A 23,512-nucleotide genomic window follows, 5' to 3' on the forward strand; every position below is an offset into this window, starting at 1 on the left:
TTTTCGCGGGAACCGACATGAGCCAACATTTCCAGCATGACGTACTGGTCATCGGCAGCGGCGCCGCTGGCCTGACCCTGGCCCTCACCCTGCCCTCGCACCTGAACATCGTTGTACTGAGCAAGGCCGATCTCAGCAATGGCTCGACCTATTGGGCCCAGGGCGGTGTCGCTGCGGTGCTGGACGATACCGACACGGTCGATTCCCACGTCGAAGACACCCTGGTCGCCGGCGCCGGCCTGTGCCGCGAGGACGCCGTGCGCTTCACGGTAGAACACAGCCGCGCAGCGATCCAATGGCTGATCGACCAGGGCGTGCCCTTCACCCGCGACGATGAAAGCGCTCGCGAGGATGGCGGCTTCGAATTCCACCTGACCCGTGAAGGCGGCCACAGCCACCGGCGCATCATCCATGCCGCCGACGCCACTGGCGCCGCCATCTTCAACACCTTGCTGGAACAGGCCAAGAAGCGGCCGAACATCCAGCTGCTGGAGCAGCGCGTCGCCGTCGACCTGATCACCGAGCGCAAGCTCGGCCGCAAGGGCCAGCGCTGCCTGGGCGCCTACGTGCTGAATCGCACCAGCGGCGAAGTGGACACCTTCCATGCCCGCTTCACTGTGCTCGCTTCCGGCGGCGCGGCCAAGGTCTATCTCTATACCAGCAACCCCGACGGCGCTTGTGGCGATGGTATCGCCATGGCCTGGCGCGCCGGCTGCCGGGTGGGCAACCTGGAGTTCAACCAGTTCCATCCCACTTGCCTCTATCACCCGCAGGCCAAGAGTTTCCTCATTACCGAAGCCGTGCGTGGAGAAGGCGGCCTGCTAAAGCTGCCGAACGGCGAGCGCTTCATGCAGCGTTTCCACCCGCGCGCCGAACTTGCCCCGCGGGACGTGGTAGCCCGCGCCATCGACCATGAGATGAAGCGCCTCGGCGTGGACTGCGTCTATCTGGACATCAGCCACAAACCTGCCGAGTTCGTGAAGAGCCACTTCCCCACCGTTTACGAGCGCTGCCTGGACTTCGGGATCGACATCACCCGCCAGGCCATCCCGGTGGTGCCGGCGGCGCATTACACCTGCGGTGGCGTGGTGGTTGACCAGCACGGGCGTACCGACATTCCCGGCCTCTACGCCATCGGCGAGACCAGCTTTACCGGCCTGCACGGCGCCAACCGCATGGCCAGCAACTCCCTGCTCGAATGCTTCGTCTATGGCCGCTCAGCGGCGGAAGACATGCTTGGGCAACTGGACAAGGTCCCGATGCCCACCCACCTGCCGACCTGGGACGCCAGCCAGGTGACCGATTCGGACGAGGACGTGATCATCGCCCACAACTGGGACGAGCTGCGGCGCTTCATGTGGGACTACGTCGGCATCGTGCGCACCAACAAGCGCCTGCAGCGCGCCCAGCACCGGGTACGCCTGCTGCTCAGCGAGATCGACGAGTTCTACAGCAACTACAAAGTCAGCCGCGACCTGATCGAACTGCGCAACCTCGCACTGGTGGCGGAGCTGATGATCCGTTCGGCCATGCAGCGCCACGAGAGCCGCGGCCTGCATTACACCCTGGACTACCCGGACCTGCTCCCGGAAGCCCGGGACACTATCCTGGTTCCGACCATCTTCGGCGACTGAACCCCAGCCTCACCCGCAACCGGCGGTGCTGCTCATGGTCGAGGGCATCCGCCGGAATGCACAGTCCCCTCCCCCACCAGGCTCCCGACAGCCGGAAACGCAGGATCACCGCCAGCGGCAGCGCCAGGCTGTCCGGCCGCAACTGCACCGGGCGCCAGCCGTCGGCCGCGCACCAGAGCTGCCAGCCGTCACCATCCAGGCGCAAGCCGGTAAAGGCCTTGGGGGAACTCAGGAGAATCTGTCTGGGCAAGCACCACGCGGCATGCGCCACGCAGGCGAAATAGCCGGCAAGCCGAGCCCAGAAAGGAACGTCGGCAACCGACAGGGCCAGAACGGCCAGGAAAGACAGAATCAGGTAGAGGGCCAGCAGGCGCCGCGACGGGCGCCAGTGGCATTCGAAGGCGTTACTTGGGCTGGACACGGTCCAGGATCATGCGAACCATGCGGCGCAGGTCCGCGTCTTCCGGCTCGCCGCGCTGCATGAACCAGCCGAACATGTCCTGGTCTTCGCACTCGAGCAGCTTGCGGTAGCGGGCCTGGTCCTCGGCGTCGAGACTCGGATAGACCTCCTGCACGAAGGGGACGAGGAGCACGTCCAGCTCAAGCATGCCGCGGCGGCTGTGCCAGAAGAGTCGGTTCAGTTCAATTGAGTCGGCCATCACAGCGCCTCCAGGAATGAGGCGCGCATTATAACCACAGCCGCCGCCCCGGACACCCGCTGACAAGCCCCCGGCGGAACTCTATGATGGCGCCCCAGACTTTTTTCCAGCGATCCGCAATGGCCGACTCAGCATTCTTCTGTCCGCTCCCCCATGAAGGCCTGCTCGCCGTCCGCGGCGTGGATGCCTCAAAGTTCCTCCAGGGCCAGGTGACCTGCAACCTCAATTACCTGGACCAGGCCACCAGCAGCCTGGGTTCCCGCTGCACCCCCAAGGGCCGGATGATTTCCAGCTTCCGCATCATCCAGGAAGGCGAGGGTTTCCTCCTGGCCATGGCAAGCGACCTGCTCGAAGCCCAGTTGGCCGACCTGAAGAAATATGCCGTCTTCTCCAAATCCACCTTGAGCGATGAAAGCGCCGAGTGGGTGCGCTTCGGCCTCAGCCAGGGCGACGGTGCGTTGCTCGCCCTCGGTCTGGACCTGCCGCAGACCGCCGACAGCGTCGCCCGTGAAGGCAGCCTGATCGCCATTCGCCTTGCCGATGGCCGTGCAGAGCTCTGGGCGCCCCGCGCCGAAGCCGCCGCCCTGGAAAGCCGCCTGGCCGCCCAACTGCCACAAGCGCCGCTGGATGCATGGCTGCTGGCCCAGGTACGCGCCGGCATCGGCCAGGTCTTCGGCAGCACCCGCGAGCTGTTCATTCCGCAGATGATCAACCTCCAGGCCCTCGGCGGCGTCAGCTTCAAGAAAGGCTGCTACACCGGCCAGGAAATCGTCGCCCGCATGCAGTACCTGGGCAAACTCAAGCGCCGCCTCTACCGCCTGGCGTTGGCCGACGGCGAACTGCCGCAGCCCGGCGCCGAACTGTTCTCCCCGGTTCACCAGAGCTCAGTGGGTGAAGTGGTGCTGGCGGCTCCGGCCGCGAACGGCTGCGAACTGCTTGCCGTGCTTCAGGAAGATGCCGTGAACGATGGCCGCATCCACCTGGGCGCCGCCGACGGCCCCGCACTGAACCTGCTGAGCCTGCCCTACACCCTGGACGCCGACCGCGAAATCCAACGCTAGCCCGCCCCTGAAGGCCACTGACGAGAAACTCAATGAGCAAGCTTGCCGAGAAAGTCCAACAGGAACTCATCCAGGCCATCGAAAGCGATGAGCTGGTACTGCCGACCCTGCCGGAAGTCGCGCTGAAGGTGCGCGAAACCGCCGAAGACCCGAACGCGAGCATCCAGGACCTGGCCAAGGTGATCGGCAACGACGCCGCGCTGACAGCCCGCATCATCAAAGTGGTGAACAGCCCGCTGCTGCGCACGAACAAGGAGATTACCGACCTGCAGATGGCCATCAGCCGTCTCGGCATCAACTACACCAGCAACCTCGCCACGGGCCTGGCCATGGAGCAGATGTTCCAGGCCACTTCCGATGTGGTTGACCGCAAGATGCGCGAAGTCTGGAACAAAAGCACCGAAATCGCCGGTATCTGCCACGTACTCTGCCGACACTACACCCGCCTGATGCCCGACCAGGCCACCCTGGCCGGCCTGGTGCAACAGATCGGCGTGCTGCCCATCCTCACCTATGCCGAAGAGCACAACGAGCTGCTGGCCGACTCCATCAGCCTCAACCACGTGATCGAACGCATCCATCCGCTGATTGGCGACCGCATCCTGCGCGCCTGGGAATTCCCCGAGCCGATCGCCGCCGTGCCCAGCCAGTACCTGGACTTCAGCCGCAACTCGGCGCGCGTCGACTACATCGACATCGTCCAGGTCGCGACCCTGCAGAGCTACCTCGGCAGCGAGCACCCCTATACCCAGCTGGACTGGAGCCAGGTGCCAGCCTTCGCCAAGCTCGGCCTCGACCCGAACGTCGACATGCAGGCCGACGAAGATCTCTCTGCCGCCATGGAAGCGGCCATGGGCATGCTCCAATAAAGCCTTGCGCGCATTCGTCCATCCGGCGCTAGACTCAGGTTCCCCTACGTCGCTGGATGGAACCGGATGCGCGTACTCCTTCTCGCCTTCTGCCTGTTGTTCCACGGCCTTGCCGCCGCGGAAGAAGTGCGCCTGACCAATGGCGAGTGGGCGCCCTACCTGGGTGCCCGCCTGCCGCACCAGGGCGTGGCATCACGCATCGTCGAAGAGGCCTTCGCCCTGCAAGGCGTCAAGGTGCAGTGGGAGTTCTACCCCTGGGCCCGCTCGATGCACCTGGCCGAGCGTGGCGAACGTGCCGGCACCGCCGTCTGGCTGCGTAGCCCGAAGCGGGAACGGCAGTTCTTCATCAGCGACCCGGTGGTGGAAAGCACCTACTACTTCTTCCACCGCAAGGACCATCCCCTGGACTGGCAGCGGGTCTCCGACCTCAAGGACGTGCGCCTGGGTGGTGCGCTCGGCTACGACTACGGCACAGCCTTCCAGCAGGCGGAGCGCGACGGCCAGATCAAGGTCAAGCGCCTCAGCGGCGAGGAACAGGGCCTTCGCATGGTCCTGGCCGGACGGCTGGACGCCTTTCCCATGGACAAGGTCGTCGCCTTCGCCCTGCTCAACGACAAGTTCACCTCCGCCGATCGCGCCCGGTTGAGCTTCCATCCGCTTCCCGTACGTAGCGACAGCCTGCACCTGATGCTATCCCGCGAGGTGCCCGGCAATGCCGAACTGATCAAGCGCTTCAACGAGGGCCTGACCCTGTTGCGGGACAGCGGCAAGGTGGCCCAGTACCTGATGGAAGTGCAGGAGCCGCTGAGCCTCGCGCCGTAGGCCGAAAAATACTGTGGGAGCGAATTCATTCGCGAAGAGCAGACCATTGGCACTGACCAATCGCGATTCAAATCGCTCCCACAACCAAGCAGCTTCTCGGCGGGTCGACGTCACGCCGGCGGGAAACTCACCCGCACCTTCAGCCCGCCAGCCTCGCCATCGTGAAGACTTATCTCGGCCTGGTGGGCGCGGCAGATCTCGCCGACGATCGCCAGCCCCAATCCCGCTCCACGACTCTGCACATTGCGCCGATAGAAGCGCTGGAACACCTTGTCGCGTTCCTCGGGCGGAATGCCGCTGCCGTCGTCCTCCACCTCCAGCACCGCCGGCGAGCATACCCGCAGGATCACGTTGCCGCCCTTGGGCGTGTGGGCCAGGGCGTTGTCCACCAGGTTGCAGAGCAGTTCGTTGAGCAGCGTCGGCTCCCCCATCACCCAGGCCTGATCCTCCGCCTCCAGCGCCAGGGCGATGCCGCGCGCATGGGCCAGAGGAGCCAGCGCCATACCCAACTCACGCGCCAGTTGGCCCAGCTCGATGCGCTCGGCGCCACCTTCGGCGATGGCCCGCGCGCCGCTTTCAATGCGTGCCAGAGACAGCAACTGGTTGGCCAGGTGGGTCAGGCGATCGGTGTTCTGTGCCGCTTCTTCCAGGGTCGAGCGCCAGATCGCCGGGTCCTGCTCGCGCAGCCCCAGCTCCACCCGCGCCTTGAGGGCGGCCAGTGGCGTACGCAGCTCGTGGGAAGCGTCCGCGATGAAATCCGCCTGACGCTGAAACAGGCCGCGCAGACGTTCGGTGAACTGGTTGAGCGCGTCCACCAGGGGGCGCAATTCACGCTGCACCGCCACTTCCGGTAGAGGCCGCAGATCGTCGGCCTCGCGTTCCTCCACCGCCAGGCGCAGCTTGTTCAACGGTTGCAGCGAAGCGCTGACCGCCAGCCACACCAGCACCAGCGCCGCCACCACCAGCAGCACCAGGCGCCACAGGCTGTCCACCAGCAGCCCCCTGGCCAGGCGCTCGCGGGCGCTTTCGGTTTCGGCGACACGTATCTCGGCGATCCCGTTCAGCCGCGGCTCACTCACCGGCTGCAACAGGCTTACCACCCGCACCCCAACCCCTTCGTACTCGGCGTCATAGAAGCGCGCCAGCGCAGGGTAGTCGTCAGTGCGCTGGGTGCCCGGTGGTGGCGGCGGCAGGTGTTCGTAGCCCGAGACCAGTTTCCCGTCCGGGTCGTTCACCTGGTAGAAGATGCGCCCGGCGCTGTCATAGGCGAAGACATCCAGCGCCACATAGGGGACGTCCGCCTTCAGGCGACCGTCGTTTTCATAGAGGCCATCGGCAATGGCCCTCGCCGACGCCAGCAGTGTTCGGTCGTAGGCAGTGTCTGCGGCCTCGCGGGCGTTCCAGTAGGAACTCAGGCTGGCGATCAGCAGCGGGCCACCCAGCATCAGCGCCAGGCGGCGCAGCAGCCGCCCGCGCAGGCTGCCGGCCTCACGCATCCTGGCTCTCCAGCAGGTAGCCCAGGCCACGGAAGGTGACGATGCGTACGGCGCTGCCTTCCAGCTTCTTGCGCAGGCGGTGGATGTAGATCTCGATGGCATCGGGGCTGGCTTCCTCATCGAGCCCGAACACCTGGGAAGCCAGCTGTTCCTTGCTCATCACCCGCCCCGGGCGCGCGATCAGGGCCTGCAGAACGGATTGCTCGCGTGAGGTCAGGCTGAGGACTTCATCTGCGAGGCTGAAGCGCCGGGTTCCCAGGTCATAGACCAGCGCCCCGCAGCGCTGTTGCTGCTCGCCACCGAGCACGCTGCGGCGCAGCAGTGCCTTGACCCGTGCCTCCAGCTCGGTCAGCTCGAAGGGTTTGGCCAGGTAGTCGTCGGCCCCGAGGTTGAGGCCATGGACCCGGTCCTTCACCTCGCCGCGCGCGGTAAGCATCAGCACCGGCAACGTCTTACCGCGCCCGCGCAGGCGCGCCAGCACCTCGAAGCCATCCATGCGCGGCAGTCCCACGTCCAGTACCGCCAGGGCGTAGTCCTCACTGGCCAGGGCCAGGTCGGCGGCGACGCCATCGTGCAGCACGTCCACCGTCCAACCTGCGCTCTTGAGCACCTGGGCAACGCTTGCAGCCAACTGGGGATGGTCTTCGACCAGCAGGATTCGCACGACAAAGTCTCCGAAATGGCAGCGATCGCTCAGCAGTTTAACGGGCCGCCGGGCGCTGTGAATGCCATGCAAGGTTTCTTTCACACTGAAAGGCTGGCGAAAGTTTCACTGCATAGCATCGCGACAGGGTGGCAAGGACCACCCGTAAAAAAGCCGGCCCGTGGTTGCGCCGGCTGACAAGAACAACAATGGAGACCACTCGATGCCAACTGCCGCACGGCAGGCGCTTCCGCCTGTTTGCACCCTCAGTCTCGCCATCGCAAGCTGCACCCTGGCCACGCACGCCAATGCCGAGTTCTTCAAGGACAGCTCGGCGACCCTCGAAGCCCGCAACATCTACCTGAACCGCGACTTCCGCGACGGCTCCGGCCAGTCCAAGCGCGAGGAGTGGGCGCAGGGCTTCATCCTCAACGTCGAATCCGGATACACCGAAGGCACCGTCGGTCTGGGCCTGGACGCCCTCGGCATGCTCGGCATCAAGCTCGATTCCGGCCCAGGCCGCAGCGGTACCGACCTGCTACCGGTGCAGGACGACGGCGGCACTCCGGACGAGTACAGCAAGCTCGGTCTGACCGCCAAGGTCCGTGCCTCCAAGAGCGAGCTGCGCCTGGGCACCCACATTCCCGAACTGCCGGTGGTGAAGGCCAGCGACAGCCGCATCCTTCCCCAGGTATTCGAAGGTGGCCTGCTCACCTCGAAGGAAATCAGCAACCTGACCTTCACCGGCGGTCGCCTCAATGAGGTCAAGGACCGCGCTTCGACCAACTCCGAAGACCTCGCCATCAACAACAAGAACAAGCGCTTCGCCGCAGCCGCCACGGGCGATCACTTCGACCTCGGCGGCCTGGACTACGCCTTCACCGAGCGCGTCACCGGCCGCTACTTCTTCGCCGAGCTGGACGATGTCTACCGCCAGAACTTCTTCGGCCTGCTGGCCAGCCAGCCGCTGGGCGCCGGCACCCTGAGCGCCGACCTGCGCTATGCCATCAGCGACGACACCGGCCGCGCCGAGGCCGGCAAGGTGGATAACCGCGCCCTCAACGGCATGGTCAGTTACGGCCAGGGCAGCCACAAGGTCGGCCTGGGCTACCAGCGAATGAGCGGCGACACCGGTTACGCCTACATCGATGGCAGCGATCCCTTCCTGGTCAACTTCGTGCAGATCAACGACTTCGCCAACGCCGACCAGCGCTCCTGGCAAGCCCGCTACGACTTGGACTTCGCCGCCATGGGCGTGCCCGGCCTGAGCTTCATGACCCGTTACGTCACCAGCGACAACGCCCAGGTCACCGGGAGCAGCGAGGAAGGCCGGGAATGGGAACGCGATATCGAATTCAAGTACGTGGTCCCCAGCGGCAGCCTGAAGAACCTGACCTTCCGCGCCCGCCACGCCGGATTCCGCTCCAACTTTGCCCGCGATGCGGATGAACTTCGCCTGATCGTCAGTTATGCACTGCCGATCTGGTGAGGCCTGAACCACAATAAAACTCCACAGGAGACTCCCGATGAAGACTGCCCTCTCCCGCATCGCCCTGATCACCTCGGGCCTGCTGCTGTCCACCCAGCTGCTGGCTGAGCCCAAGCGCCCCGAGTGCATCGCCCCGGCCAAGCCCGGCGGCGGCTTCGACCTCACCTGCAAGCTGGCCCAGAGCGGCCTGAAGGATGGCGGCCTGCTCAAGGCGCCGATGCGCGTCACCTACATGCCTGGCGGCGTCGGCGCCGTGGCCTACAACGCCGTGGTCGCCCAGCGCCCGAAGGATGCCGGCACCATCACCGCCTTCTCCTCCGGCTCCCTGCTGAACCTCGCCCAGGGCAAATTCGGTCGCTACGACGAGAACGCCGTGCGCTGGCTGGCAGGCATCGGCACCGACTACGGCGCCATCTCCGTACGCGCCGATTCCCCCTACCAGACCCTGAGCGACCTGGTCGAAGCCGTGAAGAAGGACCCCGCCGCCATCGTCTTCGGCGCCGGCGCCACCATCGGCGGCCAGGACTGGATGCAGACCGCGCTGATCGCACGCGCCGCCGGCATCGACCCGCAGAAGCTGCGCTACGTAGCGTTCGAGGGCGGCGGCGAGACCCTCACCGCCATGCTGGGGGGCCACGTGCAGGTAACCAGCAGCGGCCTGGGTGAAATCACCCCGCAACTGGCCGCCGGCAAGATTCGCATCCTCGCCGTGCTCTCCGACCAGCGTCTGCCCGGCAAGCTGGCGGAAATCCCCACCGCCAAGGAGCAGGGCTTCGACATCGTCTGGCCGGTGATCCGCGGCTTCTATATGGGCCCGGAAGTCAGCGACGAGGATTTCAACTGGTGGAAGCAGCAGTTCGACACCCTGCTGGCCAGCGAGGAGTTCGCCAAGCTGCGTGAACAGCGCGACCTGTTCCCCCTGAGCCTCACCGGCGACCAGTTGAAGGCCTACGTCTTCGACCAGGTGAAGCAGTACAAGCAGCTCGCCGGCGAATTCGGCCTGGCGCAGTAATCGCCACAATCCGGTCCCCTCTCCCCCTGGGAGAGGGGCGACTCCGCATTCCTAGGTAAACCGCCATGTACGTACGAATCTTCGCTGCGGTCTGGCTGCTCGTCTGTGCCCTGCTCGCCGTGGTCGCCTGGGGCTTCCAGGCGCCGTTCAGCTACGACCCGGTCGGCCCGCGCGCCTACCCCCTGCTGCTGCTGTTCCTCATGGCCACCGCCGCCATCTGGCTGATCTACAAGCCGGGTGACGTCGAGGACCTGCCGATTTCCTGGTCCCTGGCGCGCAAGGTCGCGATCTTCGTCATCGCCCTGTTCGCCTATGGGCTGCTCTTCGAGCCCCTGGGCTTCGTCATCAGCACCACCCTCGTGGGCTTCGGCCTCGGCATGCTGTTCAACGGCCGCCTGCTGCCGAGCCTGGCCAGCGGCCTGCTGATGGGCGCACTGCTTTACGGCCTGTTCGACTACCTGCTGGACGTTCCGCTGCCCCTGGGGCTGCTGGCCTTCCTGGAGAACTGACATGGAAACCCTGAACTTCCTGGCCCAGGGCTTCGACGTCGCCCTGCGCCCAATCAACCTCCTGGTGGCACTGTTCGGCGCCTTCATCGGCACCGTGGTCGGCCTGTTGCCGGGCCTGGGGCCGATCAACGGCGTGGCGATCCTGCTGCCGCTGGCGTTCGCCCTCGGCCTGCCGCCTGAAACCGCCCTGATCCTGCTGGCCGCCGTGTACCTGGGCTGCGAGTACGGCGGGCGCATCTCGGCCATCCTGCTTAACGTACCGGGCGACGCTGCGGCCATCATGACCACCCTTGACGGCTATCCGCTGGCCCGTCAGGGCAAGGCCGGCATCGCCCTCTCGCTGTCGGCCATGAGTTCCTTCATCGGCAGCACCATCGCCACCATAGGCGTCGTGCTCTTCGCACCGATCCTGGCCAACTGGGCGGTGGCCTTCGGCCCGGCGGAGTACTTCATGCTGATGGTCTTCGCCATTGCCTGCCTGGGCGGCATGGTCGGCGACAAGCCGGTCAAGACCCTGCTCTCGGCGCTGATCGGCCTGGGCCTGGCCACGGTGGGCGTAGACGCCACCACCGGCGTCTACCGCTTCACCTTCGACAGCGTCGGCCTGTCCGACGGTATCCAGTTCGTGATCGTCGTCATCGGCCTGTTCAGCGTCAGCGAAATGCTACTGATGCTGGAGCACACCGCCACCGGCCAGCAGGCCGTGAAAACCAGCGGACGCATGCTGTTCAACCTGAAGGAATTCACCTTCACCTGGTGGAGCAGCGTGCGCAGCTCCCTGGCCGGCTTCGTCATCGGCGTGCTGCCGGGTGCCGGCGCCACCATCGCCAGCGCTATCACCTACATGAGCGAGAAGCGCATGGCCGGCAGCAGCAGCCGCTTCGGCGAAGGTGACCTGCGTGGCGTGGCGGCCCCGGAAGCGGCCAACAACGCTTCGGCCTGCGGTTCACTGATTCCCATGCTGACCCTCGGCGTGCCGGGCTCGGGCACCACCGCGGTGATGATCGGCGCCCTGACCCTGTACAACATCACGCCCGGCCCGCTGCTGTTCGAGCAGCAGCCCGATGTGGTCTGGGGCCTGATCGCCTCGCTGTTCATCGGCAACGTCATCCTGCTGGTGATGAACATCCCGCTGGTGGGTCTGTTCGCCCGCATGCTCAGTGTGCCGAACTGGATCCTCGTCCCGGCCGTCACCGTGATCAGCGTGGTGGGGGTGTACGCCGTGCACAGCACCACCTTCGACCTGGTCCTGATGGCGGCCCTCGGGGTGTTCGGCTACCTGCTGCGCAAGATGGACTTCCCGCTGTCGTCGCTGATCCTCGGCTTCGTCCTTGGTGAGCTGATGGAATCCAACCTGCGCCGCGCCCTGTCCATCACCAACGGCGACCTCGGCATCCTCTGGAGCAGCCCGATCACCATCGCCCTCTGGGTGCTCACCGCCGTGATGCTGGCCCTGCCAGGCCTCCGCTGGATGCGCGCACGCCGCGCCAAGGCGAAGCTCGCTCATGCCTAAGTGGCTGCTCACGCCGCTGGTGGGCGCCGCCGGCGGCTGGCTGGCCAGCTTGATCGGCTGGCCGCTGCCGTGGATGGTGGGCTCGCTGCTGGCGGTGATCGCCGTGCGCTGCATCGGCAACCTGCCGCTGGTGGAAGTGCCGGGCGCACGCAAATGCGGCCAGTGGGTGGTGGGTGTGGGCATTGGCCTGCACTTCACCCCCGCGGTGATCGAGCAGGTACTGGCCAACAGCGCAATCATCCTGGTCGGCGCCGTGGCCACCACGCTTTCCAGCGTCATCGGCATCAGCCTCATGCTGCGCAGCGGCGAGGACCGCGCCACCGCGTTCTTCGCCAGCATGCCGGGGGGCGCCAGCGAAATGGTCAACCTCGGCCAGCGCAACGGCGCGGTGCTCAGCCGCGTCGCCGCCGGGCAAAGCCTGCGCCTGCTGCTGGTGGTGCTGAGCGTGCCTGCCTTGTTCCAGCTGTTCGTCGGCGTTCCCTCAGTGCAGCACCAGGCCGCGTCGGTGGACTGGGGCTGGCTCGCCCTGCTGCTCGCCGGCGGCGCACTGCTCGCCCTGTTGATGCAGCGTTTCCACCAACCCAATCCCTGGCTGATCGGCCCACTGCTGGTCAGTGCCGGGATGAGCATCGGCTTCGACCTGCAATTGGGCCTGCCGCAAGGCGCCAGCCAGCTCGGCCAATGGCTGATCGGCAGCGCCCTGGGCTGTCACTTCGACCGCGCCTTCTTCAAGCGCGCGCCCTCATTCATCGCTCGCACCCTGCTGGCCACCTCCCTGGGCATGGCCTTCGCCGCCCTTGCCGCCGAACTACTGGGCTGGCTGGACGGGCTCGATCATCGCTCGCTGATGCTGGGCATGATGCCGGGCGGCATCGCCGAACTCAGCCTCACCGCCGAAGCCCTGCAGCTCTCGGTACCCCTGGTCACCGCCTTGCAGGTGTTGCGCCTGCTCCTGGTGCTGTTCCTCGCCGAGCCGGTGTTCCGACGCTGGCAGAAGCACAAGACCCACGTTTAGCCCGCCCTGTGCGGGCTTTTTTTATCCCGCGCCCCGTCCGCCCCCGCATCGACACGACCAACTTCACACCTCATTCGCAACATCCGGTTGCGTGCACACCGTCAACCGCAATGCGGCCCGCCTATGCTCTCCCCTATCCACTTATTGCCAAGGCCGACTTCCATGTTCGGACGCGTTACCCCGCTTCGTGCTGTGCTGCTCGCCGCGACATTCCTGCTGGTGGCGGCCTGCAGTCGTCTGGACCTGGCCTATCGCAACCTGGATCTGGTCATTCCCTGGTGGATCAGCACCTACGTCAGCCTCGACGACTCACAGAAGGCCTGGCTGGAACCGCGTCTGCAAAAGCACCTCGCCTGGCATTGCAAAACCCAGCTGCCCGAATACGTCGCCTGGCTGGAGCAACTGGTCCAGCTCAGTCAGCGGCCGAAGCTGACGGCCACTGATGTGCAGGGCCAGTTCGTGCAGGTTCGCGAGGCCGCGCGGGACATCGCTGTAGAAATCACTCCCACGGCGATAGGCGTGGCGAAGAATCTTTACCCGCAGCAGATGGGCGAGCTCTATGTCTCCATGGACGAGCGCAATGTCGAGTTGCGCGAGGAACACGTCGAGCCGCCGTTCAAGGAACAGGTGGTAGCGCGATCAGAGCGCATGCGCGAACGCGTCGAGGAATGGTTGGGACCGTTGCGGCCGAGCCAGCAGGCGCGCATCGACACCTGGGCCAAGGAACAGGGCGACTACAACCGGATCTGGTCCGACAACCGCGAGAACTGGCAGAAGGAGCTGCGCAGTGCGCTTTATAGCCGTCATAACGCGGACTTCCCGGCGCGCCTCACCGCCCTGCTGCAGGACCCGGAAACCTTCTGGACAGCGAAGTACCGCAAGGCCTATCCCGTGGCGGAGGACGCCCTGGCTCGGCTGCTCACCGACCTGTTCAACAGTGCCGACGAGGGCCAGCGCAATGCGTTGCGCCAGCACATCGGCGAGATGATGGCGGACCTCAAGGGATTGGAGTGCTACCCGCACTGAGTGCCCAGCCTCAGAGCGCGGGCAGGCTCCAGTCGATCGGGGCCAATTCGTGCTGGACGAGGAACTTGTTGCAGCGGCTGAAGTGGCCGTTGCCGAGGAAGCCCCGGTAGGCCGACAGCGGCGACGGATGCGCCGACTTCAGGATCAGGTGCTTGGTGGGGTCGATCAGCCGTTCCTTGCTCTGCGCGTGGGAGCCCCAGAGCAGGAAGACCAGGTGCGGACGGTTCTGGCTGACGGCCTCGATCACCTTGTCGGTGAAGGGCTGCCAGCCGGCACCGGCATGGGAACCGGCGCGAGCCTGTTCGACGGTCAGGGAGGTGTTGAGCAGCAGCACGCCCTGCTCCGCCCAGGATTGCAGGTAACCATGGGACGGAATGTCGATGTTCAGGTCGCGCTTGAGTTCCTTGTAGATGTTCTGCAGCGACGGCGGCGCCGGTACGCCCGGCTGTACGGAGAAGCACAGGCCGTGGGCCTGGCCCGGACCGTGGTAGGGATCCTGGCCGATGATGACCACCTTCACCCGCTCCAGCGGCGTGGAGTTCAGCGCATTGAAGATCAGCGGTCCCGGCGGGAAGATCACCTTGCCGGCGGCCTTCTCCTGGCGCAGGAAATCGCCCAGGGCCTTCATATAGGGCTTTTCGAACTCGTCCCGCAGGGCTTCTTTCCAGCTCTCTTCGAGCCTGATCCGGTCGTCGCTTTCAGTCATCACTCAATCTGTTCCGTGGCAGTTGCCAGGGCGCTTCCCGCCCGATGGTCGGGCACCCTATGAAATGCCCACTACCCTTGTCAATCAAGGACGCCCGGAGTGAGCCCGCATGGATAATCGCCACGACACCGTGAAACTCGCGCTCTACGAACGCTTTCTCAAGGATGCCAGTGCGCTGCCGCCGATGCCGGAGACGTCCCTGCACCTGCGCCAGTTGCAGGCGGGCGACAAGCCCTCCCATGAGCAGGTCAGCGACCTGCTGGAAACCAACCCGGCGCTGACCGGGCGCCTGATGGAGTTCGCCAGCCTGCCGCTGCTGGGTCACGTCCGTCCCTGTCCCCGGCTGCTGGACCTGGTCAGGCAGCTGGACGGCAGGCGCCTGGCCAACCTGGTGCTGGCCTTCGAACTGCACCAGCTGTTCAGCGGTGACGAACCCAGCCTGCGCAAGGTCTACAACAAGCGCTGGAACCTCAGTCTGCAACGGGCCGCCCTGAGCGCCGGCCTGGCCCAGCACCTGCCCCACCTGCAAGAGGAGGACGCCCTGTTGGCCGGCCTGCTGCAGGACGTCGGCAGCCTGCCGTTGCTCCAGGAGCTGCATCGCTGGCCGCAGGTGTCACGCCTGGAGGTCGATGTGCAACGGCTGTGCGAACAGCTCTCCGCTGAACTGGGCGTGCTGCTGCTGAGCGCCTGGAAATTGCCCGGCAACCTGCAGGACTGCGCACGCCTGCGTCGCGACTGGTGCCGCCAGCACAAGGGCGCGGTGGATTTGGCGGACGTGGTGCAGGTCGCCAGCCAGTTGCTGGACGAACCCCGTGACGACGACCGCCTTGCGCGGTTGCCGGCCTACCAGCGCATGGAGCTGCCAACACCGCGCCTCCTGCGCGCGGAGCTCGCGGAAGTGGTGGCGCTCTGGCTGAAACTGCTGGGCGGCCGGCCGCTCGAAGCCGATTGACCGGCAAGAAGCCCGGTACAGCTCACCCCTGATGCAATGCCCGGTAATGACTGGGCGCCATCCCCACCACCTTCCTGAACAGGCGCGAGAAGTAATAGACGTCGTCGTAACCGAGTTGCTCGGCGATCTGCTTCACCCCCTGGTCGCCCTCGTCGAGCAAGCGGCAGGCGTGGGCCATCTTCAGCTGGATGAAATCCTGGATCGGCGCGTGCCCCGTGAGGGCCCGGTAGGTCTTGGCGAAGTGGAAGCGCGACAGTTTGAACTGGGCCGCCAGCTGGTCGAGGTTGAGACTGTCGTGCAGATGGGCACGCATCACCGCCTGCACCGCATCCACGTCGAGCACCCGGCCTGACTTGAGATACCCCCGCACCGGCAGCACCGCCAGGGAGGTCAGCAAGGTCTGCAACTGATGGGCGGCGTGGACGAAGTGCGGCAGGTTCAGGCCCTGCTTGCGCAGCCCCAGCAGCGCATCGAAATCGGCCAGCAGGCGCGGCTGCACGCCGATCCGATGCAGGACCGACTGCCCCAGGGGCCGCAGGTAGTCCTCCACCAGTTCACCTTCGAAGTGCACCCAATAGATGCTCCAGGGTCGCTGCGCATCAGCGCCGTATGCATGGGCGCGGCCTTTGGGCAGCAGCAGCAGGTCGCCACCGCCCACATCGAATCGTCCATCCCCGGTTTCCAGCCAGCCCTGTCCGGAGCGGCAGTAGATCAGCAGGTTGTCTTCCGGTTCATGGCGATCCATGAGGTGCCCGAGGGCCTCCGGGTAGTAGCCCAGTGCCAGTGGATAACAGGCGGAAGTCAAGGCGTGGCGAGCCAGCAAGCGGCGCAGGCGGGGCGGCGTGGTGAAGCGCACGCCATTGGCCGGCAGCGGCCAGTTGGAGGTTTCGACGGAGCGGCTCATGGTCATTCTTGTGGTGGCCCGCAATCCCAAGATCGTCCATCCCGCAACCAAGATCGTCAATCCACATCTGAATCGGCGGCCGTTATAAGAGCAAGAAACAACAAGGTCCCGTCTCACGGGTGGAGGACCAGATGTCTCGGACAATTCCGCAATTGATCGACGGCGAGTGGCGCGACAGCCGCGCCCGTGAGCTGATCGAGATCACCGACCCGGCGACCCAGGAGGTCCTGGCCCTGGCGCCAAAGGCCACGGCCGAGGAGATCGAGGCCGCCGTCGCCAGCGCCAAGGCTGCCTTCCAGACCTGGCGAGAGGTACCGGTCCCGGAACGCGCCCGCCTCATGCTGCGCTACCAGCAGTTGCTCAAGGATCACCACGACGAACTGGCGGAATTGCTGGCCAGCGAGACCGGAAAGACCTTCGCTGACGCCAAGGGCGATGTCTGGCGTGGTATCGAGGTGGCTGAACACGCCGCCAACGTGGCCAGCCTGATGATGGGCGAGACGGTGGAGAACGTTGCCCGCGAGATCGACACCGCGAGCTGGGTCCAGCCCCTGGGCGTCTGCGTCGGCATCACCCCCTTCAACTTCCCGGCGATGATCCCGCTGTGGATGTTTCCGCTGGCCATCGCCTGCGGCAACACCTTCGTCCTCAAGCCCTCCGAGCAGGACCCGCTGACCCCCAACCGCCTCGCCGAACTCTTCATCGAAGCCGGTGCGCCCAAGGGCGTGCTGCAGGTGATCCACGGTGGCCGCGAACAGGTCGATGCCCTGCTGACCCACCCGGACGTGCGCGCCATCTCCTTCGTCGGCTCGGTGCCGGTGGGCCAGCATATCTACCGCACCGGCACTGCCCACCTGAAGCGGGTGCAGGCGTTCGCTGGCGCCAAGAACCACATGGTGGTGCTGCCCGACGCCCACAAGGACCAGGTCCTGAGCAACCTGATAGGCGCCAGCTGCGGTGCCGCCGGCCAGCGCTGCATGGCCATCAGCGTGGCGATCTTCGTTGGCGAGGCACGCCAGTGGATTCCCGAGCTGGCCGCACAGATGGCGGAGTTGCGCCCCGGCCACTGGAAGGACGCCCATTCGGCGTTCGGCCCGTTGATCAGCCAGCAGGCCCGCCAGCGCGTATTGCGACTGATTGCCGAGGGCAAGGCGGAAGGCGCCGAATGCCTGCTCGATGGCTCCCAGTGCACGGTGCCGGATTACCCGAACGGCAACTGGCTGGGCCCGACCCTGTTCCGTGGCGTGACGCCGAAGATGGGCCTGTACCGCGAAGAAATCTTCGGCCCGGTGCTGGTCTGCATGGAAGTGGACAGCCTCGAAGAAGCCATCGCCCTGGTCAACGCCAACCCCTACGGCAACGGCACCAGCCTGTTCACACGCTCCGGCGGCGCCGCGCGGCACTTCCAGCATGCGGTGGAAGTGGGCCAGGTGGGGATCAACGTCCCTATCCCAGTGCCCCTGCCCTTCTTCTCCTTCACGGGCTGGAAGGGTTCCTTCTATGGCGACCTGCACGCCTACGGCAAGCAGGCGGTGCGCTTCTACACCGAGACCAAGACAGTCACCAGCCGCTGGTTCGATGACACACCGGTCACCGGCCCGAACATGACCATTCACTTGAAGTAGGGGCGAATTCATTCGCCAAGCGGTGCACAGCGCCGCCACGCAACCGAGCCAAGGCAGACGACATATGGATTTCGACCTCACCGAGGAACAACACCTGCTGGTGGACAGCGCCCGCGCCTTCGCCAGCCACGAACTGGCGCCCGGCGCCGCGGACTGGGACCGTGACCACCACTTCCCGCTGGAGGTGATCCGCCGCGCCGCCGAACAGGGTTACCTGGGCCTGTACATCGCCGAAGAGGATGGCGGCCTGGGGCTGTCCCGGCTGTCGTCCTCCCTGATCTTCGAGCAACTGGCCGCCGGCTGCGTGGCCACCACCGCCTACCTGACCATCCACAACATGGCCACCTGGATGCTGGCTTCCTTCGGTGACGCCGAACTCAAGTCGCGCTGGCTGCCCGGCCTGATCGGCGGCGAACTACTCGCCTCCTACTGCCTGACCGAACCCGACGCCGGTTCCGATGCCGCCCGCCTGCGCACCCGCGCCCGCCGTGATGGCGACCACTATGTGCTGGATGGCAGCAAATGCTTCATTTCCGGCGCCGGCAGCACCCAGGTGCTGATCGTCATGGCCCGCACGGGAGAGGACGGCGCCAAGGGCATTTCCTGCTTCCTGGTACCGGCCGACGCCGACGGCATCCGCTATGGCCGCAATGAAGACAAGATGGGCTGGCGTGCCCAGCCCACCCGCACCATCACCTTCGAAGGCGTGCGCATTCCCGCCGGCAATCGCATCGGCCCGGAAGGCCAGGGCTTCGTCTACGCCATGAAAGGCCTGGATGGCGGCCGCCTGAACATCGCCAGCTGTTCCCTCGGCGCCGCCCAGGCGGCCCTGGAGCAAAGCCTGCGCTATGTGGAAGAGCGCAAGCAGTTCGGCAAGGCGCTGGCCGAATTCCAGGCCCTGCAATTCAAACTCGCCGACATGCTCACCGCCCTCACCGCCAGCCGGCAAATGGTGCGCCTGGCCGCCCACCGCCTGGACCAGGGCCACGCCGAGGCCAGCCTCTATTGCGCCATGGCCAAGCGCTTCGCCACCGACCAGTGCTTTGATCTGTGCAACGAGGCGCTGCAACTGCACGGCGGCTATGGCTACCTGAACGACTATCCTCTGGAACGCTGGGTACGCGACACCCGGGTACACCAGATTCTCGAAGGCACCAACGAAATCATGCGCGTCATCGTGGCGCGCCGTTTACTGGAACAGGGCGGCGCCCTCGACCGACTTCTGTAAGGAGCTGCACATGACCACAGCCTTGGAACCCTATCAGCCCGGCATCTTCGACCTCACCCACAAGCTGACGGTGGAAAAGCACGGCCACACCGCGCTTCTCACCATCAACCACCCGCCGGCCAACACCTGGGACCGCGAGTCGTTGATCGGGCTCAAGCAGCTCATCGAGCACCTCAACCACGACGACAACATCTACGCCCTGGTGGTGACTGGCCAGGGACCGAAGTTCTTCAGCGCCGGCGCCGACCTCAACCTCTTCGCCGATGGCGACAAGGCCCGTGCCCGCGAAATGGCCCGACGCTTCGGCGAGGCCTTCGAGGCGCTGCGGGATTTCCGAGGCGTGTCCATTGCCGCGATCAACGGCTACGCCATGGGCGGCGGACTGGAATGCGCCCTGGCCTGCGACATCCGCATCGCCGAACGCCAGGCACAGATGGCTCTGCCGGAAGCCGCCGTGGGCCTGCTGCCCTGCGCCGGCGGCACCCAGGCGCTGCCGTGGCTGGTGGGCGAAGGCTGGGCCAAGCGCATGATCCTCTGCGGTGAGCGCGTGGATGCTGAAACCGCGCTGCGCATCGGCCTGGTGGAACAGGTGGTGGATAGCGGCGAAGCCCGTGGCACCGCCCTGCTGCTGGCGGCCAAGGTGGCGCGGCAGAGCCCGGTGGCGGTGCGCACCATCAAGCCGCTGATCCAGGGCGCGCGGGAACGCGGGCCGAACGGCTGGCTGCCGGAAGAGCGCGAGCGTTTCGTCGACCTGTTCGACGCCGACGACACCCGCGAAGGCGTCAACGCCTTCCTGGAAAAGCGCAATCCGAACTGGCGCAACAAATGACCGAAAGCCGGACGAACACGACCATGAATGTGAGTTTCGAAGAACGTAATGGCCTGCACGGCGCCCGCATCGGCATCGCCAGCCTGGATGCCGAGGCCAGCCTCAACGCCCTGTCCCTGCCGATGATCGAGGCGCTGGATGCCCGGCTGCGTGCCTGGGCCGAAGACCCGGAGATCGTCTGCGTGCTGCTGCGCGGCAACGGCCCCAAGGCCTTCTGCGCTGGCGGCGACGTGCGCAAACTGGTGGATGCCTGCCGCGAACATCCCGGCGTGGTACCGCCGCTGGCGGGCCGATTCTTCGCCGATGAATATCGCCTCGACCACCGTATCCACACCTTTCCCAAACCGCTGATCTGCTGGGCCCACGGCCACGTGCTGGGTGGCGGCATGGGCCTGATGCAGGGCGCGTCGATCCGCATCGTCACGCCCTCCAGCCGCCTGGGAATGCCGGAAATCAATATCGGCCTTTACCCGGATGTTGGCGGCAGCTGGTTCCTCGCCCGCCTGCCCGGCAAGCTCGGCCTGTTCCTCGGCCTGGGTGCCGGCACCATCAATGCCCACGACGCCCTCGACCTCGACCTGGCCGACCGTTTCCTGCTGGAAGACCAGCAGGACGCCCTGCTCGCCGGGCTGGTCCAGCTCAACTGGCAGGACAAGCCCGAGGTCCAGCTCAACAGCCTGTTCAAGGCCCTGGAGCACGAGGCCCGTGGCCAACTGCCGGAAGCCCAGTGGCTGCCACGGCGCAAGCGCATTGACGATCTGCTCGACGTAGCCGACCTGCCCGCCGCCTGGAAGGCCATGACCGCTTTGCAGCACGACAGCGATGTGCCGCTGGCCCGCGCCGCCAAGACCCTGGCGGCCGGCTGCCCGCTCACCGCGCACCTGGTGTGGGAGCAGATCCGCCGGGCGAAGCACCTCTCCCTGGCCGAGGTGTTCCGCATGGAATACGCCATGAGCCTGAACTGCTGCCGTCATCCGGAATTCCCCGAAGGCGTGCGCGCCCGCCTGATCGACAAGGACAACGCCCCACGCTGGCACTGGCCGGATGTAGCGGCCATTCCCCGTGCGGTGATCGAGGCCCATTTCGAGCCGGTGTGGGACGGCCGGCACCCGCTGGACGATCTCTGACAATCCGCCCGCAGCCACCCCGGCCGGGCCAAGGAGTAGCACGATGAGCAAGATCGCCTTTATCGGACTTGGCCACATGGGCCTGCCCATGGCCCGCAACCTGCTCAAGGCCGGCCACGACCTCAAGGTCTACGACCTGGTGCAGGCCGCCGTCGACGAGCTCGCGGCCGAGGGTGCCAAGCCCGCAAGGGATGCGCGGGAAGCGGTCAACGGCGCCCAGGTGGTGATCACCATGCTGCCGGCCAGCCGGCATGTGGAAGGCCTGTTGCTGGGCGACGGTGGGCTGCTGGAGTCCATCGCAGCCGGCAGCCTGCTGCTGGAATGCTCCACCATCGCCCCGGAGTCCGCGCGCAAGGTTCACGCGGCGGCGAAGGCCCGTGGTATCGAGCTGCTGGATGCGCCCGTTTCCGGCGGCACCGCCGGAGCCGCGGCCGGCACCCTGACCTTCATGGTCGGGGGCGAAGCCGGGGCACTGGAAAAGGCGCGGCCGATCTTCCAGTCCATGGGCAAGAACATCTTCCATGCCGGCCCCGACGGTGCCGGCCAGGTGGCCAAGGTGTGCAACAACCAGCTGCTGGCGGTGCAGATGATCGGCACCGCCGAGTCCATGGCGCTGGGCGTGGCCAATGGCCTGGACCCGGCTGTCCTCGCCGAGATCATGCGCCAGAGTTCGGGCGGCAACTGGGTGCTGGAACGCTACAACCCCTGGCCGGGGGTGATGCCCAATGCACCGGCGAGCAAGGAATACGATGGGGGCTTCATGGCCGAGCTGATGGCCAAGGACCTGGGGCTCGCCCAGGAAACCGCGCAGGCCAGCCTATCCAGCACGCCCATGGGCGCCCTGGCACTGCAGATCTATCGGCTGCTGCTCAAGCAGGGCAAGGGCAAGAAAGACTTCTCGGTGGTGCAGAAGTTGTTTGTGGAGTAACCCGCGCTTTTGGTGGGAGCGAATTTATTCGCGATTGAAATCGCTCCCACAAGGCAATCGGCTCAGGCCCCGCACCGCATACAACCGGCGGTGCGCGCGGCGCACCCTACGCAACAGGATCAGCGCTCGCGCAGTGCCTCGGCGCGGGCCTTGATGATGGGCTTGAGCAGGTAGCTCAGGATGCTCTTCTTGCCGGTCATGATGTCCACCGAGGCGACCATGCCAGGGATGATCAGCAGCGGATTCTGCTCCGTCCCCAGATGGCTCTTCTTGGTGCGCAGCTTGATCAGGTAGAAGCTGTTGCCTTCCTCATCCGTGATGGTGTCCGCGCCGATCTGCTCCAGGTCGGCACTCAGCCCGCCGTAGATGGTGTAGTCGTAGGCGGTGAACTTGACCATGGCGCTCTGCCCGGGGTGCAGGAAGGCGATGTCCTGCGGACGGATGCGCGCCTCCACCAGCAGGGTGTCGTCCAGCGGCACGATCTCCACCAGGTCGCTGCCCGGCTGGATCACGCCGCCGATGGTGTTGACCAGTAGCTGCTTGACGATGCCCCGCACCGGCGAGGTGACCAGGGTGCGCTTGACGCGGTCTTCCAGGGCCTTGCCAGTGGCATTGGCCTTGTTCAGTTCGGTGCGCGCCTCGTTGAGCTGGGCCAGCGCTTCGCTGCGGAAGCGCGAACGGGTTTCGGCGATCTTGCGTTCGGCTTCCTTGATCGCCGATTCGGCGCGGGGAATGGCCAGGCTGGTGGCTTCCAGCTCGCCACGGTTTTCCACTTCGGCACGGCGCAGGCGCAGGACCTCCACCTTGGAAATCGCCCCCTGGGACACCAGCGGCTCGGAGATGGAAATCTCCTGACGCAGCAACTGCAGGCTGTTGCGGAACTGGCCCTGCTTGGAGATGAACTCCTGCAATTCCTGGCGGCGCTGCACCAGTTGTTCTTCCAGGCCCGCCACCTCTTCCTGCAATTGCTGCTGGCGGCTGCGATACAGCGCTTCTTCGCTATTGGCCTGCTCCGGCGCAAGCTTGCGCAGCTCGTCGGAGATCTGCAGCGGCCGGTCATCCACCTCGGCGCTCAGGCGTTCGACCTGCAGCTGCATGGCGGTGCGGTCCGCTTCGGTTTCACCGACGTTGGACTCGAAGCGGGTCGGGTCCAGGCGCAGCAGCGGATCGCCGACTTCCACCACCTGGCCCTCGTGGACGAACAGCTCGGAGATGATGCCGCCTTCCAGGTTCTGCACCTTCTGCAGCTTGGATGAGGGAATCGCCTTGCCTTCGCCGCGGGTGACCTCGTCCACCTGGGCGAAGTTGGCCCAGAGCAGCATGAACAGGGTGAAGCCGATGAGGGTCCAGATGGTCAGGCGCACCACGCGGGGCGCGTCCTCCACCAGGGCCTTGTTGACCTCCGGCAGCGGCTGGTCGGACAGCGAATCGCCGCCCTTGAAGTACTGGCGCAGCGCGCCCATGC

23 protein-coding genes are annotated in these 23,512 nt (G+C 65.9%); 16 read left to right on the top strand and 7 right to left on the bottom strand.

Translation table 11 applies throughout. From position 1 onward, the window contains the following. Nucleotides 1-17: 17 nt before the first annotated feature. Nucleotides 18-1,634: an L-aspartate oxidase gene (gene nadB / locus E8E91_RS13360; RefSeq protein WP_280372426.1), complete on the top strand. Its 1,617-nt coding sequence runs from the start codon at nt 18-20 to the stop codon at nt 1,632-1,634. Here the strand turns inward: nadB and E8E91_RS13365 are convergent. After that, nucleotides 1,603-2,055: a protein YgfX gene (locus tag E8E91_RS13365; protein WP_280376150.1), complete on the bottom strand. Its 453-nt coding sequence runs from the start codon at nt 2,053-2,055 to the stop codon at nt 1,603-1,605. The genes nadB and E8E91_RS13365 overlap by 32 nt on opposite strands. Further along, complete coding sequence (locus E8E91_RS13370) at nt 2,039-2,293, bottom strand: succinate dehydrogenase assembly factor 2 (protein WP_151132420.1); 255 nt, start codon at nt 2,291-2,293, stop codon at nt 2,039-2,041. Before E8E91_RS13370 ends, E8E91_RS13365 begins: the two co-directional genes overlap by 17 nt. A gap of 119 nt (nt 2,294-2,412) precedes the next feature. On the opposite strand from E8E91_RS13370, the gene E8E91_RS13375 reads away from it, so the two are divergent. The 3 genes from E8E91_RS13375 (at nt 2,413) to E8E91_RS13385 (ending at nt 5,045) form a co-directional block, all read left to right on the top strand. Further along, complete coding sequence (locus tag E8E91_RS13375; RefSeq protein ID WP_280376151.1) at nt 2,413-3,354, top strand: folate-binding protein YgfZ; 942 nt, start codon at nt 2,413-2,415, stop codon at nt 3,352-3,354. A 32-nt stretch (nt 3,355-3,386) separates the two neighbouring features. Next, the gene (locus tag E8E91_RS13380; RefSeq protein ID WP_271470352.1) at nt 3,387-4,223 is read left to right on the top strand and encodes an HDOD domain-containing protein; all 837 of its coding nucleotides are present in this window, start codon (nt 3,387-3,389) and stop codon (nt 4,221-4,223) included. A gap of 66 nt (nt 4,224-4,289) precedes the next feature. Continuing rightward, complete coding sequence (locus E8E91_RS13385) at nt 4,290-5,045, top strand: transporter substrate-binding domain-containing protein (protein WP_280376152.1); 756 nt, start codon at nt 4,290-4,292, stop codon at nt 5,043-5,045. A gap of 110 nt (nt 5,046-5,155) precedes the next feature. On the opposite strand, the gene E8E91_RS13390 is transcribed toward E8E91_RS13385, so the two are convergent. After that, a complete protein-coding gene (locus E8E91_RS13390; RefSeq protein ID WP_280376153.1) occupies nt 5,156-6,541 on the bottom strand; it encodes a sensor histidine kinase in 1,386 nt (461 codons plus the stop codon). Then, nucleotides 6,534-7,205 (bottom strand): response regulator, encoded by a 672-nt coding sequence (locus E8E91_RS13395; RefSeq protein ID WP_280372432.1) that lies wholly within the window; start codon nt 7,203-7,205, stop codon nt 6,534-6,536. Before E8E91_RS13395 ends, E8E91_RS13390 begins: the two co-directional genes overlap by 8 nt. A gap of 202 nt (nt 7,206-7,407) precedes the next feature. On the opposite strand from E8E91_RS13395, the gene E8E91_RS13400 reads away from it, so the two are divergent. The 6 genes from E8E91_RS13400 to E8E91_RS13425 all read left to right on the top strand — a co-directional run bounded on the left by E8E91_RS13400 (nt 7,408) and on the right by E8E91_RS13425 (nt 13,748). After that, the gene (locus E8E91_RS13400; RefSeq protein ID WP_280376154.1) at nt 7,408-8,673 is read left to right on the top strand and encodes an OprD family porin; all 1,266 of its coding nucleotides are present in this window, start codon (nt 7,408-7,410) and stop codon (nt 8,671-8,673) included. A gap of 37 nt (nt 8,674-8,710) precedes the next feature. Continuing rightward, entirely contained in the window at nt 8,711-9,685 is a 975-nt protein-coding gene (locus tag E8E91_RS13405) for a tripartite tricarboxylate transporter substrate binding protein (protein ID WP_280376155.1), read from the top strand. Between the two features lie 65 nt (nt 9,686-9,750). Next, complete coding sequence (locus E8E91_RS13410) at nt 9,751-10,194, top strand: tripartite tricarboxylate transporter TctB family protein (protein WP_280376156.1); 444 nt, start codon at nt 9,751-9,753, stop codon at nt 10,192-10,194. Between the two features lies 1 nt (nt 10,195). Then, on the top strand, nt 10,196-11,707 hold the full coding sequence (locus E8E91_RS13415; protein ID WP_280372436.1) for a tripartite tricarboxylate transporter permease: 1,512 nt from the start codon (nt 10,196-10,198) through the stop codon (nt 11,705-11,707). Next, nucleotides 11,700-12,722, top strand: a complete 1,023-nt coding sequence (locus tag E8E91_RS13420) for an AbrB family transcriptional regulator (protein ID WP_280376157.1) — start codon at nt 11,700-11,702, stop codon at nt 12,720-12,722. Before E8E91_RS13415 ends, E8E91_RS13420 begins: the two co-directional genes overlap by 8 nt. A gap of 162 nt (nt 12,723-12,884) precedes the next feature. Next, on the top strand, nt 12,885-13,748 hold the full coding sequence (locus E8E91_RS13425; protein ID WP_280376158.1) for a DUF6279 family lipoprotein: 864 nt from the start codon (nt 12,885-12,887) through the stop codon (nt 13,746-13,748). 10 nt (nt 13,749-13,758) lie between these two features. Here E8E91_RS13425 and ung read toward each other — a convergent pair whose 3' ends face one another. After that, complete coding sequence (ung, locus tag E8E91_RS13430; protein WP_280372439.1) at nt 13,759-14,454, bottom strand: uracil-DNA glycosylase; 696 nt, start codon at nt 14,452-14,454, stop codon at nt 13,759-13,761. 109 nt (nt 14,455-14,563) lie between these two features. Here ung and E8E91_RS13435 point away from each other — a divergent pair, with 109 nt between their 5' ends. Beyond that, complete coding sequence (locus E8E91_RS13435) at nt 14,564-15,406, top strand: HDOD domain-containing protein (RefSeq protein ID WP_280376159.1); 843 nt, start codon at nt 14,564-14,566, stop codon at nt 15,404-15,406. A 22-nt stretch (nt 15,407-15,428) separates the two neighbouring features. On the opposite strand, the gene E8E91_RS13440 is transcribed toward E8E91_RS13435, so the two are convergent. After that, on the bottom strand, nt 15,429-16,310 hold the full coding sequence (locus E8E91_RS13440) for an AraC family transcriptional regulator (protein ID WP_280376160.1): 882 nt from the start codon (nt 16,308-16,310) through the stop codon (nt 15,429-15,431). Nucleotides 16,311-16,441: 131 nt separating this feature from the next. Between E8E91_RS13440 and E8E91_RS13445 the strand changes: the two genes are divergently transcribed. The 5 genes from E8E91_RS13445 (at nt 16,442) to mmsB (ending at nt 22,047) form a co-directional block, all read left to right on the top strand. After that, entirely contained in the window at nt 16,442-17,935 is a 1,494-nt protein-coding gene (locus tag E8E91_RS13445) for a CoA-acylating methylmalonate-semialdehyde dehydrogenase (protein ID WP_280376161.1), read from the top strand. Nucleotides 17,936-17,999: 64 nt separating this feature from the next. Continuing rightward, nucleotides 18,000-19,163 (top strand): acyl-CoA dehydrogenase family protein, encoded by a 1,164-nt coding sequence (locus tag E8E91_RS13450; protein ID WP_280376162.1) that lies wholly within the window; start codon nt 18,000-18,002, stop codon nt 19,161-19,163. A 10-nt stretch (nt 19,164-19,173) separates the two neighbouring features. Further along, nucleotides 19,174-19,992, top strand: a complete 819-nt coding sequence (locus tag E8E91_RS13455) for an enoyl-CoA hydratase (protein WP_190834391.1) — start codon at nt 19,174-19,176, stop codon at nt 19,990-19,992. A gap of 23 nt (nt 19,993-20,015) precedes the next feature. Further along, a complete protein-coding gene (locus tag E8E91_RS13460) occupies nt 20,016-21,119 on the top strand; it encodes an enoyl-CoA hydratase/isomerase family protein (protein ID WP_280376163.1) in 1,104 nt (367 codons plus the stop codon). A gap of 43 nt (nt 21,120-21,162) precedes the next feature. Continuing rightward, entirely contained in the window at nt 21,163-22,047 is an 885-nt protein-coding gene (mmsB, locus tag E8E91_RS13465; RefSeq protein WP_280376164.1) for a 3-hydroxyisobutyrate dehydrogenase, read from the top strand. Between the two features lie 119 nt (nt 22,048-22,166). On the opposite strand, the gene E8E91_RS13470 is transcribed toward mmsB, so the two are convergent. Next, nucleotides 22,167-23,510 (bottom strand): HlyD family type I secretion periplasmic adaptor subunit, encoded by a 1,344-nt coding sequence (locus E8E91_RS13470; RefSeq protein WP_280376167.1) that lies wholly within the window; start codon nt 23,508-23,510, stop codon nt 22,167-22,169. Between the last annotated feature and the right edge of the window lie 2 nt (nt 23,511-23,512).

This window comes from Pseudomonas sp. BN515 (assembly GCF_029873155.1).
GTDB lineage: Bacteria > Pseudomonadota > Gammaproteobacteria > Pseudomonadales > Pseudomonadaceae > Metapseudomonas.

What these genes read in the sequence shown, in the direction of transcription:
- nadB (WP_280372426.1), top strand. Translation starts at nt 18, where the DNA reads ATGAGCCAACATTTCCAGCATGACGTACTGGTCATCGGCAGCGGCGCC.
- E8E91_RS13370 (WP_151132420.1), bottom strand. Translation starts at nt 2,293, where the DNA reads ATGGCCGACTCAATTGAACTGAACCGACTCTTCTGGCACAGCCGCCGC.
- E8E91_RS13375 (WP_280376151.1), top strand. Translation starts at nt 2,413, where the DNA reads ATGGCCGACTCAGCATTCTTCTGTCCGCTCCCCCATGAAGGCCTGCTC.
- E8E91_RS13380 (WP_271470352.1), top strand. Translation starts at nt 3,387, where the DNA reads ATGAGCAAGCTTGCCGAGAAAGTCCAACAGGAACTCATCCAGGCCATC.
- E8E91_RS13385 (WP_280376152.1), top strand. Translation starts at nt 4,290, where the DNA reads ATGCGCGTACTCCTTCTCGCCTTCTGCCTGTTGTTCCACGGCCTTGCC.
- E8E91_RS13390 (WP_280376153.1), bottom strand. Translation starts at nt 6,541, where the DNA reads ATGCGTGAGGCCGGCAGCCTGCGCGGGCGGCTGCTGCGCCGCCTGGCG.
- E8E91_RS13400 (WP_280376154.1), top strand. Translation starts at nt 7,408, where the DNA reads ATGCCAACTGCCGCACGGCAGGCGCTTCCGCCTGTTTGCACCCTCAGT.
- E8E91_RS13405 (WP_280376155.1), top strand. Translation starts at nt 8,711, where the DNA reads ATGAAGACTGCCCTCTCCCGCATCGCCCTGATCACCTCGGGCCTGCTG.
- E8E91_RS13410 (WP_280376156.1), top strand. Translation starts at nt 9,751, where the DNA reads ATGTACGTACGAATCTTCGCTGCGGTCTGGCTGCTCGTCTGTGCCCTG.
- E8E91_RS13415 (WP_280372436.1), top strand. Translation starts at nt 10,196, where the DNA reads ATGGAAACCCTGAACTTCCTGGCCCAGGGCTTCGACGTCGCCCTGCGC.
- E8E91_RS13420 (WP_280376157.1), top strand. Translation starts at nt 11,700, where the DNA reads ATGCCTAAGTGGCTGCTCACGCCGCTGGTGGGCGCCGCCGGCGGCTGG.
- E8E91_RS13425 (WP_280376158.1), top strand. Translation starts at nt 12,885, where the DNA reads ATGTTCGGACGCGTTACCCCGCTTCGTGCTGTGCTGCTCGCCGCGACA.
- ung (WP_280372439.1), bottom strand. Translation starts at nt 14,454, where the DNA reads ATGACTGAAAGCGACGACCGGATCAGGCTCGAAGAGAGCTGGAAAGAA.
- E8E91_RS13435 (WP_280376159.1), top strand. Translation starts at nt 14,564, where the DNA reads ATGGATAATCGCCACGACACCGTGAAACTCGCGCTCTACGAACGCTTT.
- E8E91_RS13440 (WP_280376160.1), bottom strand. Translation starts at nt 16,310, where the DNA reads ATGAGCCGCTCCGTCGAAACCTCCAACTGGCCGCTGCCGGCCAATGGC.
- E8E91_RS13445 (WP_280376161.1), top strand. Translation starts at nt 16,442, where the DNA reads ATGTCTCGGACAATTCCGCAATTGATCGACGGCGAGTGGCGCGACAGC.
- E8E91_RS13450 (WP_280376162.1), top strand. Translation starts at nt 18,000, where the DNA reads ATGGATTTCGACCTCACCGAGGAACAACACCTGCTGGTGGACAGCGCC.
- E8E91_RS13455 (WP_190834391.1), top strand. Translation starts at nt 19,174, where the DNA reads ATGACCACAGCCTTGGAACCCTATCAGCCCGGCATCTTCGACCTCACC.
- E8E91_RS13460 (WP_280376163.1), top strand. Translation starts at nt 20,016, where the DNA reads ATGAATGTGAGTTTCGAAGAACGTAATGGCCTGCACGGCGCCCGCATC.
- mmsB (WP_280376164.1), top strand. Translation starts at nt 21,163, where the DNA reads ATGAGCAAGATCGCCTTTATCGGACTTGGCCACATGGGCCTGCCCATG.
- E8E91_RS13470 (WP_280376167.1), bottom strand. Translation starts at nt 23,510, where the DNA reads ATGGGCGCGCTGCGCCAGTACTTCAAGGGCGGCGATTCGCTGTCCGAC.